Annotated in this window: 17 protein-coding genes and 1 pseudogene; 12 read left to right on the top strand and 6 right to left on the bottom strand. The window is 37.3% G+C overall.

Annotated features, from left to right (window positions below; all coding sequences use genetic code 11):
• Positions 1-4: 4 nt before the first annotated feature.
• From BMY85_RS01305 to BMY85_RS01295, 3 genes are all read left to right on the top strand, one after another.
• Entirely contained in the window at positions 5-265 is a 261-nt protein-coding gene (locus BMY85_RS01305) for a hypothetical protein (protein WP_092475287.1), read from the top strand.
• 74 nt (positions 266-339) lie between these two features.
• Positions 340-768 (top strand): phage holin family protein, encoded by a 429-nt coding sequence (locus tag BMY85_RS01300; protein ID WP_242939650.1) that lies wholly within the window; start codon positions 340-342, stop codon positions 766-768.
• On the top strand, positions 758-1,300 hold the full coding sequence (locus BMY85_RS01295; protein WP_092475286.1) for an N-acetylmuramoyl-L-alanine amidase: 543 nt from the start codon (positions 758-760) through the stop codon (positions 1,298-1,300). The genes BMY85_RS01300 and BMY85_RS01295 overlap by 11 nt, the downstream gene beginning before the upstream one ends.
• Positions 1,301-1,362: 62 nt before the next feature.
• Here BMY85_RS01295 and BMY85_RS01290 read toward each other — a convergent pair whose 3' ends face one another.
• The 5 genes from BMY85_RS01290 to BMY85_RS01270 all read right to left on the bottom strand — a co-directional run bounded on the left by BMY85_RS01290 (position 1,363) and on the right by BMY85_RS01270 (position 3,543).
• Positions 1,363-1,623 carry a hypothetical protein gene (locus tag BMY85_RS01290; protein ID WP_092475285.1) on the bottom strand — a complete coding sequence of 87 codons (261 nt, stop codon included), beginning with the start codon at positions 1,621-1,623 and terminating at the stop codon, positions 1,363-1,365.
• Between the two features lie 49 nt (positions 1,624-1,672).
• The gene (locus tag BMY85_RS01285) at positions 1,673-2,128 is read right to left on the bottom strand and encodes a hypothetical protein (RefSeq protein ID WP_092475284.1); all 456 of its coding nucleotides are present in this window, start codon (positions 2,126-2,128) and stop codon (positions 1,673-1,675) included.
• A 242-nt stretch (positions 2,129-2,370) separates the two neighbouring features.
• Positions 2,371-2,553, bottom strand: coding sequence for a helix-turn-helix domain-containing protein (locus BMY85_RS01280; protein WP_177180566.1), 183 nt, complete (start codon positions 2,551-2,553; stop codon positions 2,371-2,373).
• Between the two features lie 2 nt (positions 2,554-2,555).
• A complete protein-coding gene (locus BMY85_RS01275) occupies positions 2,556-2,918 on the bottom strand; it encodes a hypothetical protein (RefSeq protein WP_092475277.1) in 363 nt (120 codons plus the stop codon).
• 115 nt (positions 2,919-3,033) lie between these two features.
• A complete protein-coding gene (locus BMY85_RS01270) occupies positions 3,034-3,543 on the bottom strand; it encodes a putative periplasmic lipoprotein (RefSeq protein WP_092475276.1) in 510 nt (169 codons plus the stop codon).
• Between the two features lie 389 nt (positions 3,544-3,932).
• Between BMY85_RS01270 and BMY85_RS01265 the strand changes: the two genes are divergently transcribed.
• Together BMY85_RS01265 and BMY85_RS01260 are read left to right on the top strand one after the other, a co-directional pair.
• On the top strand, positions 3,933-4,523 hold the full coding sequence (locus BMY85_RS01265; RefSeq protein ID WP_242939649.1) for a cupin domain-containing protein: 591 nt from the start codon (positions 3,933-3,935) through the stop codon (positions 4,521-4,523).
• A gap of 135 nt (positions 4,524-4,658) precedes the next feature.
• Positions 4,659-5,201, top strand: a complete 543-nt coding sequence (locus BMY85_RS01260; RefSeq protein ID WP_092475275.1) for a hydrolase — start codon at positions 4,659-4,661, stop codon at positions 5,199-5,201.
• 60 nt (positions 5,202-5,261) lie between these two features.
• Here the strand turns inward: BMY85_RS01260 and arcC are convergent, their stop codons facing one another.
• The gene (gene arcC / locus BMY85_RS01255; RefSeq protein WP_092475274.1) at positions 5,262-6,191 is read right to left on the bottom strand and encodes a carbamate kinase; all 930 of its coding nucleotides are present in this window, start codon (positions 6,189-6,191) and stop codon (positions 5,262-5,264) included.
• Positions 6,192-6,447: 256 nt separating this feature from the next.
• Here arcC and BMY85_RS01250 point away from each other — a divergent pair, with 256 nt between their 5' ends.
• The 7 genes and pseudogenes from BMY85_RS01250 to BMY85_RS01225 form a co-directional block, all read left to right on the top strand.
• Entirely contained in the window at positions 6,448-7,848 is a 1,401-nt protein-coding gene (locus BMY85_RS01250) for a 2-isopropylmalate synthase (RefSeq protein ID WP_092475273.1), read from the top strand.
• A gap of 16 nt (positions 7,849-7,864) precedes the next feature.
• Positions 7,865-9,028: an isocitrate/isopropylmalate family dehydrogenase gene (locus BMY85_RS01245; RefSeq protein ID WP_092475270.1), complete on the top strand. Its 1,164-nt coding sequence runs from the start codon at positions 7,865-7,867 to the stop codon at positions 9,026-9,028.
• Positions 9,029-9,061: 33 nt separating this feature from the next.
• A complete protein-coding gene (locus tag BMY85_RS01240) occupies positions 9,062-9,748 on the top strand; it encodes a GntR family transcriptional regulator (protein WP_092475268.1) in 687 nt (228 codons plus the stop codon).
• 212 nt (positions 9,749-9,960) lie between these two features.
• Positions 9,961-10,725, top strand: a pseudogene (locus BMY85_RS16225) (ABC transporter substrate-binding protein); the annotation flags it as partial.
• Positions 10,708-11,448 (top strand): amino acid ABC transporter permease, encoded by a 741-nt coding sequence (locus BMY85_RS16220; RefSeq protein WP_177180588.1) that lies wholly within the window; start codon positions 10,708-10,710, stop codon positions 11,446-11,448. The pseudogene BMY85_RS16225 and the gene BMY85_RS16220, both read left to right, overlap by 18 nt.
• Positions 11,435-12,157 carry an amino acid ABC transporter ATP-binding protein gene (locus tag BMY85_RS01230; protein WP_092475266.1) on the top strand — a complete coding sequence of 241 codons (723 nt, stop codon included), beginning with the start codon at positions 11,435-11,437 and terminating at the stop codon, positions 12,155-12,157. Before BMY85_RS16220 ends, BMY85_RS01230 begins: the two co-directional genes overlap by 14 nt.
• Before the next feature lie 251 nt (positions 12,158-12,408).
• A partial coding sequence (locus BMY85_RS01225; protein ID WP_143066302.1) for a hypothetical protein occupies positions 12,409-13,802 on the top strand: 1,394 nt, incomplete at its 3' end.

The following is a 13,802-nucleotide window of genomic DNA, read 5'->3' as shown; positions in this document are numbered from 1 at the left end:
AGACATGGTTCTAATAGTGGATAACGGAATACAGATGTTTACAGAAACTTCTGTTGATTCAGCAACTAATCCAGGAGGTGGAAACTGGATAGACGCTACCACTTTTGTAATATTGACTCAAACCGAAGTGGCAGAATACACAGAATGTGTAAAATTAACAGAAGAAGAACTTGACATTTTGGGAATTTCTAGTGGAGTAAATTATTACAAAGGGCACAGCAGACATTACACAAGAGCGTCATGGGATGCGGAACATAACAGATAGTATGATGCAAAGAGAGAGGTTCTATTAATTTAGAATCTTTTTTTATGCAAAAAATAATGAAAGGAATGATTTAGGTGAAAAAGGATTTAATGTGTGCAATTGTAGGAGTGACAGGTGGAGCAATAACAAACATGTTAGGAGGATGGGACAGTGCGATAATAACGATGTTAGTATTTATGGCACTTGACTATTTATCTGGGATAGTTGTTGCAGGAGTTTTTAAAAAAAGTACAAAAACAGATAGTGGTGCGCTTAATTCCAGTGTAGGATGGAAAGGCTTATGCAGAAAGGGAATGATGCTAGCATTTGTGCTTGTTGCAAACAGACTAGATATAGCAATAGGCACAGTATACATTAGGGATGCAGTGGTTATGGCATTTACATGCAACGAGGCAATAAGCATAACAGAAAACTCTGGATTAATGGGAGTGCCAATCCCAAATCAAATTGTTAAGGCGATCGAAGTGCTAAAAAACAAGGAGGAGAGGACTAATGAAAATTAACATCCATGCTGGACATAATGCTCCAGGGAAAAAGGCGTGTGGAGCAGTAGGATACATAGACGAAAGCAAAGAGGCACGTAAAGTAAAAGAACGTGTCAAAAAGATGCTAAAAGCAGCAGGGAATACCGTGCATGACTGTACGGTTGATAATGGAATAAGTCAATTAGATGTGCTTAACAAGATTGTTAAAAAGTGTAATGCAAATAAAGTGGATTTAGATATATCGATCCACTTTAATGCTTGCAAGCAAGACAAAGGAGATGGGAAAACCAAGGGTGTAGAGGTACTGGTTTATAATAAAAAAGGACAAGTTACAAAATATGCAGAGGCAATTGCAAAAGAAGTGGCTAATGCTCTTGGAGTAACAAACAGGGGAGTAAAAGAAGATAAGAGTCTTTACTTCCTGAGAAAGACAAATGCTCCTGCACTTTTAGTAGAAGTATGTTTTGTAGACGATAAGGACGATGTTGAAAAGTACAATACTGATAAGGCAGCAGAAGCAATTGTAAAAGCAATTGCTTCTGTAAAGTAAAGTTGTACCAGTGCAACAACAAGAGCCCTGCAATGTAGACTTAATTCCATATTGCAGGCTCTTTAAGACTGCTTATATTTATTTAAGTATACTTCTCCGAATCTTGTTCTGAAGACACCTTTTTGTAAGATGTCTTGTAAATCAAACACAGCTTCCTGCTGTGTTTTCCAAGCCCTCACAACTTCATCGCTGGTTGTTTGAACTATGAAATATCGTTCTCCTTCAACAAAGTTCGCAACTTTAAATGGTGTTTCAGTAAAGCTATAAGAATGTGAGGATCTTATACTTAATTCTTTCGCTAATCTTTCCATTTTTTTTCTCATCTTAATCACCTTTTCCTTTATCTTATTAAGTGGTTGCAGTGCAGTTGCTTTAGTCGATTGCTAAAGCGGCTGTGATATCTGATAACAGATTTCTTGCAGTATTTTCAACACTTACAGTTTCTAAAAAAATTTTTTTTGTAGAAACATTGTAAGTGTTTTCCTTTACTGTAACTTTATAAACACGGCACAGCTGTTTATAAGTTTTATAATTTACAAACATATTGACTGTTATTACAGTCATATCATTGTAAACCGTAGTATTTTCACTAGTTAAGAAGAATTTAGCTTCTTCGTTTTTGTGAAATCTACGATTTCGCATTTCTATAGTTTTAGCAACACCTTTGTTTATATTTTCAATAATATCTTCTGTAAGCTTTTCTATAGTATTACCCCCTTTCTTGACTTCTGCCCAAGCCATTTTAAGGCAAAGCGAAAAGATGTTTCTTACATCCTGTCTTTTGATTTCCCATGCTCTTTTCATTACTTTACTTAATGTTTCTTTCATATCTATCACCTTTCCTTTTCTATGACTTGTTTTTCTTTATCTTATGTATATATTATACCGTACATTGTACGGTATGTCAAGAGAAAAATAAAAAAAGGACTATTTTATTTAGTCCTTTTTCCACTTTGGTTCTTCTCAACATATCAGGATGTAAATATTTAAACTATTTACATTCCACTTTGGTTCTTCTCATCAAAATACAAACAATATATCTGTTTACATTCCACTTTGGTTCTTGCAATTTAATTATACCCTTCTTTCTTTAAATCGTCAAGAACGCTTCTTGCCGTTCTTGCTGACGGCTTTCTTTTTCCACTTAACCACTTTTCTATAGTGGTTAAGCTTACGTCTAAGAACTCAGCGGCTTCCCGCTGAGTCAAGCCGAGACGGTCAATCTCGAATTTCAGCAGGTCTCTAAATTCCATACCTATCTTACCTCCCACGTCCATTTATTTTCTAATGAATCGTATATTAACGATTCGTTAGATTTTAAATTTTTATATATTTCTTTGCCCCCCTTTTTTTCAAATTCTAACTCATCCCCCTCTAAGATGTCGTTGAGAAAACAATCAAGAGCAAACCAGTTCTCTGCATCGGAGAACTTTTTTCCTGTAAGTTTTAAAAATAATTCTTCGACTCCCATTTTGAAGCCGAATTCCACAGCTTCTTCTTGAAGCTTTTTGTCTATCCATGTCATTATAAATTCTTTAGTACGCTCTTTTAATTTTTCATTTCCGTCAAATATTTTTTCTAATTCATTTCTTTCTGATTCCAATTCTTTTAATTTCATAAATAATTCATCCTTTCTTTCCTCATCTTATGTATATATTATACCGTACATTGTACGGTTTGTCAAGAGAAAAATAAAAAAAATAAAGCGGCAGTGATGTTCTGCCACTTGTCTGTTAATCAAAATAATCATGATTGTATGTAACTTTAACCATTCCAAAAGTATTATTGTTTATATCCTGTATATTAAACTCGCTGATAATATTATTCGCTGGTCTTAAGATATATGCTGAACCAGTATCTTTTTTTCTAGCACTTTTATCTGGAACAACATTAAACATTTTGAATACGGTGTTGATATCACCATCATATTCAAATTTGTTACCGTCTCTATTCCAGTAATCACCGGAATTTATTGTTGCTCTTACAACTTTCTTATCAGCGATAATAAATTCATAGTGTCTGGTATCTTTATCATATCCCCACGTTGAGACTTTAAAATTACCTTTAGATGTCTTATTTGTCCAGTCTTCTTTTAAGACTGGTTCTCCCATGACTTCTTTTAACTGTTCGACCGATATGTTGCTATACTGTGTAACATCATCTACCACAACTGTCTCTTTTGTTACAGTATTGCACCCTGACAAAATAAAAATAAATGCAACACAAATCAAAATCTTTTTCATAAAATAATCCTCCTTATTTGCTTATTTATTGGAGTATAGCATATTGCAATATCATATGCAATCAGTTCTGGAGGTATCTATACAACTCAAATTGTCGTGTTGTATTTCGTGTTGCATAAGCAGAAAAAATACATACATTTTAAGAAAAATACATGTATTTTAAGAAAAATAAATACGCATGAAAACCTAGTATTTACAAGGGATTCACGCGTTTATGGGGATTTGGCTAAACTGTAACTAGCGGGTTCAACTCCCGTTAGTAGCTTAATGTTAAGAACTGAGGATCTGTTTGCAGGTCTTCAGTTCTTTTGCTTAATAAGAATGAGTTAGCATATTTTCCAAATGCATTCATATATTGTATGGAATATAAACAGATTAGAGGTTTTTCATTGGAGAATAGAAATAATAATTTCTGGCAGAATAACCAGACAGGTCAGAATAATATGTCAGATCAAGGCGGAATGACAGGTCAGAACAGCATGACAAGTCAGAATAACATGACAAGTCAGAATAACATGACAAGTCAGAATAACATGACAGGCCAGAATGCTGGTTCCTCACAAGCAAGTCAGTTCCGTGACTATGGCCCTGTACCAGTTATCTTTGATATGGAATCCATGACCAAATTGAATACATCCTTCCGTACAGCAATCTGGACGGGAAAACATCTTCAGGTGACTGTAATGAGTCTTCAGCCAGGTGAAGATATTGGGGTGGAAATGCATCCTGATGTTGATCAGTTTGTCCGTATCGAAGCGGGAGATGGCATTGTAGAAATGGGAACATCTCGTGATAATCTTTCTTTCAATCAGCCAGTTACGGATGATGATGCTATCATTATTCCAGCAGGTGCATGGCACAATGTATCCAATACAGGTGATATTGTTATGAAGGCATATTCTATCTATGCACCACCAAGCCACCCATATGGGACTAAGCAGCAGACAAGGGCAGAGGAGGATGTTATGGAGAATGGCTAATAAAACTATGTAGGCTTCATCATACATAAGCCTGTTGAGGAGTCTGAAAGTCCTTAATAGGCTTATTGCTTTTTTGCCAATGCCACAGTATAATAGCAATGCATATTACATAAAGTTTTGAAAGGAGAAGTACCAATGCGTATTAAATTAGAAGATAGTATTGCAATGCTAGTAGACTATCAAGAGAAATTAATGCCAGCCATTCATAATCATGAAAAGGTAATTGAGAAAACCGTTCAGTTATTAACAGGACTAAAGATAGTAGGCTGCCCAGTAATGTTTACGCAGCAGTATACAAAAGGACTAGGAATGACAGTTCCAGAAATAACGGAAACTCAGGAACAGTTTGGCTACCTTGAAAAAATCACATACAGCTGCCTTGATACAGAAGAAATCCGCAAAGAATTAGAAACACATAATAGAAAGACCGTAATTTTAGCAGGAGTAGAAGCTCATATTTGTGTTATGCAGACAGCAAGAGATCTGATTGCACAAGGATATAAGGTATGCATTGTAACCGATTGTACAAGCTCAAGAACAGAAGCTGACTTACAGGTTGGGATGGAACGCATGAAACAGGAAGGTGTTTTTGTTACTTCTGTAGAAGCTGTCTTATTTGAACTTTTAGAAAAAGCAGGGACACCTGAATTTAAGGCAGTATCCAAATTAATAAAATAACAGGAAAAGGACTTAAAAAAGGAAATGCTTAAGAGCAAAGCATTTCCTTTTTTAAGTCCTTTATTTTATTACAGTACCAGCATTTCCTTTTACACTTTCCAAAGCTTTTTCAATTGGAGCAATAATAGCTGTTTTCTCTTCGCCTAACTTAGCAAATGCAGCAGCGGCTTCCACCTTAGGGAACATGGAATTTGCAGCGAAATGTCCTTCTTCCAGATACCCAATAGCCTGCTCTGCACTGATTTCATCTAATGGAAGTTCTCCAGGCTGTCCGAAGTTTAAGCATACGTTATCAACGCCAGTTAAGAAAAGAAGCGTATCTGCATTAACTGCTTCCGCAAGTTTTTCACCGATATAGTCTTTTTCAATAATTGCACTGGCGCCTTTTAAAGTAGCCCCTTGCTGTAATACAGGAATTCCGCCACCACCAGCAGCGATTACAATCTGGTTTGCATCTACTAAAGCGTTAATAGCATCTTTTTCATAGATTTCAACAGGTTTTGGAGCTGCTATAATTCTGCGGTATCCATCACCTTCTTTTACAACATAGTTTCCTTTTTTCTCTTCTGCTTTGGCTTCCTGTTCAGTCATAGACCTTCCGATGACTTTGCAAGGCCTGCTGAAAGCTTCATCAAATGGATCTACACGAACTTGGGTGATTAAAGTAGAAACTGGTTTGAAGATACCTCTGTTTACTAATTCTGTACGAATTGCATTTTGTAAGTCATACCCTATGTAACCTTGGCTCATAGCACTACAAATTGACATTGGAGCAACCGTGTATTTGGAATCTAAACGACTAAACTCTGTCATTGCAGAATGAATCATTCCTATCTGTGGAGTGTTACTGTGTGTGATTACGATTTGATATTTTGACTCTGCTAAATCAGCAATGGCACCTGCTGCAGTTTTAATAGCAGTTTTCTGTTCTGGAAAACTGCGTCCAAAAGCTTTGTGTCCTAATACAACAACTATTTTTCTGTTTGCCATAATATCCTCCATTCTTTTGAAAAAAATCGTATGTTATCATTATGGCATATGAAGAAAAAAGTCGCAAGAGGAAGATGAGAGGGAGCTGGCTTTGTTTGTAGCTATATGATTTTGTTAAGTGCGAATTCGTTTTCTGCACGTTAGCAGGAAATATATAGCATAATAGGAATTAACAGAGGAATTTTAACCCATTTGCTTGACAATACACGTATTATTGTATACAATAATACAAAAAGCAGAAGAGGAGCAACTGAAGATGGAGAACAGACGAGTCACTAAGAACGCACATACAAACCTCTTGCAATTAGAGGAACATTTGTATACTCTTGTTGATGTAGAAAAGCCAAATGTATTTCGTAACTTATTTCCTTATGATGAAATTCCTAAGATTGCATTTAACGACCGAATTGTGCCACATAATTTCCCAGAAAATATTTGGATAACAGACACCACATTCCGTGATGGACAGCAGTCTAGAACACCATATTCAACAGAACAGATTGTTACATTATATGACTACTTACATAAATTAGGAGGACCAAAAGGCATTATTCGTGCAAGCGAGTTTTTCCTATACAGCAAAAAAGACAGAGATGCCGTTTATAAGTGTTTAGAGCGTGGATATGAGTTCCCGGAAGTAACTGCATGGATCCGTGCTAGTAAAAAAGATTTTGAATTAGTAAAAGAACTTGGTTTGAAAGAAACTGGTATCTTAGTAAGCTGTTCGGATTTCCATATTTTCTATAAAATGAAAATGACAAGACGCCAGGCTATGGAACATTATCTAAGTGTTGTGCGTGAATGCTTAGAGACTGGTGTTGCAGCAAGATGTCATTTAGAAGATATTACACGTAGTGATATCCATGGATTTGTTATTCCATTTTGTCTTGAATTAATGAAATTAAGCAAAGAATATAATCTTCCAGTAAAAATCCGCTGCTGTGATACCATGGGTTATGGTGTCAACTATCCTGGTGCCGTTATTCCACGATCTGTACAAGGAATCATTTATGGCATTACCAATCATGCCGGTGTGCCTTCTGAATGGATGGAATGGCATGGGCACAACGATTTTTACAAAGCCGTCAGCAATTCTACAACAGCATGGCTTTATGGTGCATGTGGTGTAAACTGTTCTTTATTTGGAATTGGAGAACGTACAGGCAATACACCGCTTGAAGCAATGGTATTTGAATATGCCCAGTTAAAGGGAACTTTAGATGGCATGGATACAACGGTAATTACAGAACTTGCTGAATACTATGAAAAGGAAATTGGTTACCGTGTACCTTCCCGTACGCCATTTGTAGGCCGTAACTTCAATGTAACCAGAGCAGGAATCCATGCAGATGGGTTATTGAAAAATGAAGAAATTTATAATATATTTGATACAGAGAAATTCTTGAACCGGCCTGCCGTAGTAGCAGTGTCTAATACATCTGGCCTTGCAGGAATTGCTCATTGGATTAATACACATTTTAAATTAAAAGATCAGAATGCTGTGGATAAGTCCCACCCTGTTGTTGCCCTTGTAAAAGAATGGGTAGATGCAGAGTATGAAAGTGGACGTATTACCGTAATTACGGATGATGAGTTACTGGATATTATCCGTCAGGCATGCGAAGAAACAGCAACCACAATGTTTGGCGAAAATTAATTTTAGGAGGAACATTATGTACAACGAACAAATTGAAGCTGCAAAAGAGAAATTTGGCCAGTTACTGGAAAAACAACTTAAAAGAGTGGAAGAAATGAAAGCACAAGGTGGCTTTGTAGATTACAAATCACTTGAGAAAATTGTAATCGGTGTTTGCGGTGGAGACGGTATCGGACCAGCGATCACAGGCCAGGCACAGAGAGTTTTAGAATATTTATTAAAAGGCGAAGTAGAAAAAGGCAAAGTGGAATTCAAAGTAATTGATGGCCTTACTATTGAAAGAAGAGCCGCAGAAATGAAAGCAATTCCTGATGACGTATTAGCAGAGTTAAAACAATGTGACGTTATCTTAAAAGGGCCTACAACAACACCTAGAAAAGGGGATCCATGGCCAAACGTAGAATCTGCTAATGTTGCTATGAGAAAAGAATTAGACTTATTTGCGAACGTAAGGCCTGTTCGTATTCCAGAACAAGGAATTGACTGGACTTTTTACCGTGAAAATACAGAAGGTGGTTATGCTGCTGGCAAGGAAGGCGTAAATGTGACAGAAGACCTTGGTGTTGACTTTACAATCGCTACAAGCCAGGGATGTGACCGTATTATCCGTGCTGCATTTGAGTTTGCTAAGAATAATGGCAAAACAAGAGTTACAGCTGTTACAAAGGCAAACATCATCAAAACTACGGATGGCAAATTCCTTGATACATTCTATAACATTGCGAAAGAATATGAAGGAATCACAGCAGATGACTGGTATATTGATATTATGACAGCTAAGTTAGTAGATGAAAAGAGAAGGAGAGACTTTCAGGTTGTTGTATTGCCTAACTTATATGGGGATATCATTACAGATGAAGCTGCTGAATTCCAAGGAGGTGTAGGTACAGCTGGCAGTGCGAACTTAGGCAAAAAGTATGCCATGTTCGAAGCGATTCATGGTTCCGCACCTCGTATGGTAAAAGAAGGCCGTGACCAGTATGCAGATCCATGTAGCGTAATCCGTGCTGGTGCAATGTTATTGGCACACATTGGTTACAATCAGGAAGCAGATAAATTGTACAAAGCATTAGATATCTGTACAGCAGCAGACAGCAAGTTAAAAATCACAGGGCGTGATACAGGCTGTACAAGTGCAGAATTTGCTGACTATATTATGGAGACTATCGAAAATTTATAAAATTTGTGCAGGAATGCAGTAGGAGGAATACCTGTGGATGAGTTTGATGTGGAGAAAGAAACCACTGATAAATATACTCTTAGAGGTAGAGTGTTTAACCAGATTCGTGAAGACATCTTATCCGGAAAATATAAATCAGGGGAAGAATTAAAAGAGAGTACAATTGGCAATGAATTAGGGGTCAGTCGTACGCCAGTAAGGGAAGCGTTAAGGCAGCTTGAGCTGGAAGGACTGGTTAAAATCATTCCCAATAAGGGTGCGCAGGTGATTAGCCTATCGGTTAAAGATATAGAGGATATTTATGCAATACGTTCCCAATTAGAAGGGTTATGTGCTAGATGGGCTTGTGAAAATATTACCCAGGAACAGATTGAGGAACTGGAAGAGATCGTTTTTCTAAGTGAGTTTAGGGCTGCAAAGCATCACTATGAACAGATGCTGGAACTGGATAATAAATTTCATGACATTATTTACGATGCTTCACAAAGCAAGATGTTACGTCATTTATTAAAGGATTTTCATCATTATGTAAAGCGTGTCAGAAAAATTACTTTGTCCTCCACAGAGAGAGCGGAAAAATGCAATTTAGAACATAAGGCGATTTTGGATGCATTAAAGGAACATAATCCGGAAAGGGCAGAAGAATTAGCTCATAAGCATATTCTTTTAACAGTGGAGAATATTGAAAGGCAAGGGTTAGAGAAAATATTACAGGAATAATAAAAGGGAGAACTTTAGTTCTTCCTTTGTTGCATATTGGTGAAATATTACATTTTTCTTCTTTTTTATTTGAATACAAGAAACAGGAGAGGAAAATTTCTACTGGTTTGAATTATTATTCGGTTTTAATGCATAAATATAAAATTTATATTGCGAAACATAATAGGATATTATATACTTAGGGTAAGTTTAATGATAGGAAAGGGAAGCATATGAAAGAGAAATTAAGGAAATGGGCGTATCTGTTGATTTGCGCTGCTATGCTGATTGGGTTTGCAGGATGCAGTTCATCAAGTGCAGATAAAAAAAATGCTTCGGCAGAATCCATTATTGTAGGGACAGAAGCAGGTTTTGCACCATATGAATTTATGGAAGGCAATCAGGTTGTAGGAATTGACATGGATATTGCCGAGAAAATTGCCAATAAGACTGGTAAAAAACTTGTAATTAAGAATATGGACTTTGACGGAGCTTTGGTAGCTGTACAGCAAGGAAAAGTAGATTTTGTGGCTGCGGGAGTATCCGTAACAGAAGAACGTAAAAAGAACATGGATTTTTCCGATAACTATGTAGATTCTACAGATGTTGTAGTTGTGAATGCTGATAAGCCAGCCTTACAGGGAGTTACAGAGTTAAATGATAAGGTAATTGGAGTGCAGCAGGGAAACGTGGCAGATTTATGGGTGTCAAATGAGGACAATGTAACGGCAAAAGAAATTAAACGATATACAGCATTTGCACAAGCAGCCCAGGATTTAAAAAATGGGAAAATAGACTGTATTGTTATGGATGAGGCACCTGCTAAGAAACTTGTGAAGTCTGTTTCTGGCCTTAAGATTCTTGAAGGAGAGGAAAATATAGCATTTTCTGATAATTATGCCATAGCCGTAAAAAAAGGAAATCAGGAATTATTGACTAAGATTAATGCAGTTATCAAGGAACTGAAGGATAATGGCGGCATGGATGAAATATTTGCCAAATATGGTTCTGAAGAAGAAAGAAGCTGGATTTCTAATATTGGTGGGCGTTTTTATGATTCTCTGATTAAAGGAGGACGCTATAAAACATATTTAAGTGGGTTATTAGTAACTATTGAAATATCCTTCTTTGCTATTCTGCTGGGTATTTTATTAGGGGTTTTAATTGCCATTGGAAAAGTAACTGCTAATGCTAATTCAAAGTTTGGCTGGCTGGGAAAGCTTTGTGGCATTTATACAACTATTATACGTGGAACGCCAGTCATTGTACAATTGCTGATTATTTATAACTTGATTTTTACATCAAAAGATGCGAATCCGATTTTGACCGGTGCAGTTTGTTTTGGTATTAATTCTAGTGCTTATGTTGCAGAGATTGTACGTGCAGGAATAGAATCATTGGATAATGGACAGACAGAAGCAGGACGTTCCCTTGGGTTTACTTATGGGCAGACCATGATTTATATCATTCTTCCACAGGCAGTTCGCAATATCCTGCCTGCTCTTGGCAATGAGTTTATTTCATTAATTAAAGAAACATCAGTAGCAGGTTATATTGCCGTTACAGACCTTACAAAAGCTGCACAGCTTGTAGGAAACCGTACTTACGATGTGCTGCCCCCATTAATCATTGCAGCAGCTATTTATCTGGTAATGGTAGTAGGTCTTACAAAAGGTCTAAGCCTGATTGAAAGGAGGATGGGACAAGGTGATAGAGGTTAAGAATTTGAATAAAACATTTGGGGAACATGTGGTGTTAAATGGGGTGACAACCACTATCCAAAAGGGAGAAAAAGTTGTCATTATTGGACCATCTGGTTCGGGAAAATCTACATTTTTAAGATGTTTAAACCGTATGGAAGAACCTACATCAGGGGAGATCTGGTTTGATGGAAAAAGCATTACGGACAAAAGGGTAAACATGAATCAGGTTCGGCAGAAGATGGGAATGGTTTTCCAGCAGTTTAATTTATTTCCACATCTGACAGTGAAAGAGAATATTATGCTAGCACCTGTAAAGTTAAAGCTTATGTCTAAGGAGGAGGCATCTAAAAGGGCAGATGAACTTCTAAAACGCATTGGCTTGCCAGATAAGGCAGATGCTTATCCAAAGCATTTATCAGGTGGACAGAAGCAGAGAATTGCAATTGCAAGGACTTTGGCTATGAATCCAGAAGTGATTCTGTTTGATGAACCAACATCAGCTCTGGATCCAGAAATGGTAGGGGAAGTTCTTGCTCTCATGAAAGAACTTGCAGAAGATGGAATGACAATGGTTGTAGTAACCCATGAGATGGGCTTTGCAAGGGAAGCTGCAACAAGAGTGCTGTTTATGGATGGAGGAAATATTCAGGAAGAAAATGAACCAGAAGAATTTTTCAAAAATCCAAAGAACGAAAGATTAAAGGCATTTCTGTCTAAAGTGTTATAAGATTTAGGAAGAAAAAACTCCAGTTAAATCCTAATCAGTCTGTAGTTAGGGATTAGCTGGAGTTTTGTTCATAAAGGCATAAAAAGGAAATCTGCACCAATCTCCAAAGCATTCGCCAGTCCTGCCTCCCCATTGATAAGGATATCATGAATTTTAGTTTTCCAAGTTGACATAATAAACCAAAACAATCTATAATTAGCAGGAAAATGAATGGATTAGGTTGCTTCTTTTGCAACGGAAAGGATACCTTTATGAAATTACAGAAAACTTTGGCGGCTGTTATGGCTTTCTCCACAATGCTATCTAGCATTCCTGTATCTATACAGGCAGATGAAACCGTCAGTTTCCCTCCAGAAGAATCGGAATACTGCCAGCAGAACGAACCCATTATTACAATTAATGGCTGTGGATATACAGCACAGCAGTTTGTGGAGAGAGTCCTTGCATATACCATCGTGCCAGATCCCATTGCTTCAATGGAAACAGAAGATGGAACTGAGATTGAATTTGAATACAATGAAGAAAGGCAGAGAACGGAGAAAATCGTAGGACAGGAAATCACCACGTACGAGTATGACGAGTTTTCCAATCTGGTATCGGAAGTGCTGCCGGACAAAAAGCAGATCAAATACTCCTATACGGCAAACGGCAGTGAAACCAGTGCCCACAGTATATCTTATTGCAATGCTACATATAAATACTGTATTCAAAATGGCATTATTACAGGACTGCTTGACAGGAACAACAAGACAATATGCACTTATGATTATGATAAAAACGGAGCGACGAAACATATCTATGAGATTAGAGGAAGCAAGAAAATAGAGCATAAGGACAACTCTGGAGATAAGTTTGTTGGCTGTGTAAATTCCCTAAGATATGATGGGGAATGTTACGATCCAGAGACGGATCTGTTCTGTATCCATGCAGGAAGCTACTACGATCCCAAGAAGAATAAAATAGTGGATGATACGTGTTATGTGGATATGGAAGGACTGTTTGGGGATCAGTATGAAAGATTAAGCAGGGGGAAAAGTACAGAGGCTGACAAAAAGGAAGTTTCGCCTTTAAGCCTGCCAGGAACTTTGGAATCACAGCTTCTGTACGCTGCCACCAACAAGTATGCTGCTGCGTTAAGTACCAATGCAGGTACGTATGAAAAATATGGAAGCACATGGTATACTAATTTTAGCAGTCCTGCGATGCATTATAAACTGGCTGCCCGGATTATTTATGCTGAAAATACTAATACAAACAATAATGCCAATATGGAAACATACTTGCATTATAACAGACAAGGAATTGCATGGGTTATTATTAACCGGCTTTTAGAGGATAAATACAGGAAAATGAAAGGACAGGCCTGTACCTTTTCCAGTACATCCACACCGAACCTGTATTCGATTCTTACAAAAAGCGGGGCATTTGCTTCATTGAATAGTCGAAATGCAAGGGATGAGATAATTCCTTCAAAAAACGAAGCCTATCGGGAAGCTTTTATGCTTGCCTGCCTGATAAATGTATGCGGTTCTTTTGAAGAATATGATACAATTGTTCCAAGACCAGCAGGTGTTACCTATCAATGTTATAATAAAGGTGCATTAAATAGCAATTCCCAGCCCAATTCTCTTTGGAGCAATGTAAG

Source organism: [Clostridium] polysaccharolyticum (assembly GCF_900111595.1).
GTDB classification, from domain to species: Bacteria; Bacillota; Clostridia; order Lachnospirales; family Lachnospiraceae; genus Clostridium_AI; species Clostridium_AI polysaccharolyticum.
The sequence above is the reverse complement of the archived record's forward strand: the minus strand, read 5'-3'. Positions and strand labels throughout refer to the sequence as shown.

Excerpts from the sequence above, each read along its gene's own strand:
- BMY85_RS01285 (WP_092475284.1), bottom strand. The coding sequence starts at position 2,128 with ATGAAAGAAACATTAAGTAAAGTAATGAAAAGAGCATGGGAAATCAAA.
- BMY85_RS01260 (WP_092475275.1), top strand. The coding sequence starts at position 4,659 with ATGCGTATTAAATTAGAAGATAGTATTGCAATGCTAGTAGACTATCAA.
- arcC (WP_092475274.1), bottom strand. The coding sequence starts at position 6,191 with ATGGCAAACAGAAAAATAGTTGTTGTATTAGGACACAAAGCTTTTGGA.
- BMY85_RS16220 (WP_177180588.1), top strand. The coding sequence starts at position 10,708 with ATGGATGAAATATTTGCCAAATATGGTTCTGAAGAAGAAAGAAGCTGG.
- BMY85_RS01280 (WP_177180566.1), bottom strand. The coding sequence starts at position 2,553 with ATGGAATTTAGAGACCTGCTGAAATTCGAGATTGACCGTCTCGGCTTG.
- BMY85_RS01275 (WP_092475277.1), bottom strand. The coding sequence starts at position 2,918 with ATGAAATTAAAAGAATTGGAATCAGAAAGAAATGAATTAGAAAAAATA.
- BMY85_RS01305 (WP_092475287.1), top strand. The coding sequence starts at position 5 with ATGGTTCTAATAGTGGATAACGGAATACAGATGTTTACAGAAACTTCT.
- BMY85_RS01250 (WP_092475273.1), top strand. The coding sequence starts at position 6,448 with ATGGAGAACAGACGAGTCACTAAGAACGCACATACAAACCTCTTGCAA.
- BMY85_RS01245 (WP_092475270.1), top strand. The coding sequence starts at position 7,865 with ATGTACAACGAACAAATTGAAGCTGCAAAAGAGAAATTTGGCCAGTTA.
- BMY85_RS01270 (WP_092475276.1), bottom strand. The coding sequence starts at position 3,543 with ATGAAAAAGATTTTGATTTGTGTTGCATTTATTTTTATTTTGTCAGGG.
- BMY85_RS01295 (WP_092475286.1), top strand. The coding sequence starts at position 758 with ATGAAAATTAACATCCATGCTGGACATAATGCTCCAGGGAAAAAGGCG.
- BMY85_RS01290 (WP_092475285.1), bottom strand. The coding sequence starts at position 1,623 with ATGAGAAAAAAAATGGAAAGATTAGCGAAAGAATTAAGTATAAGATCC.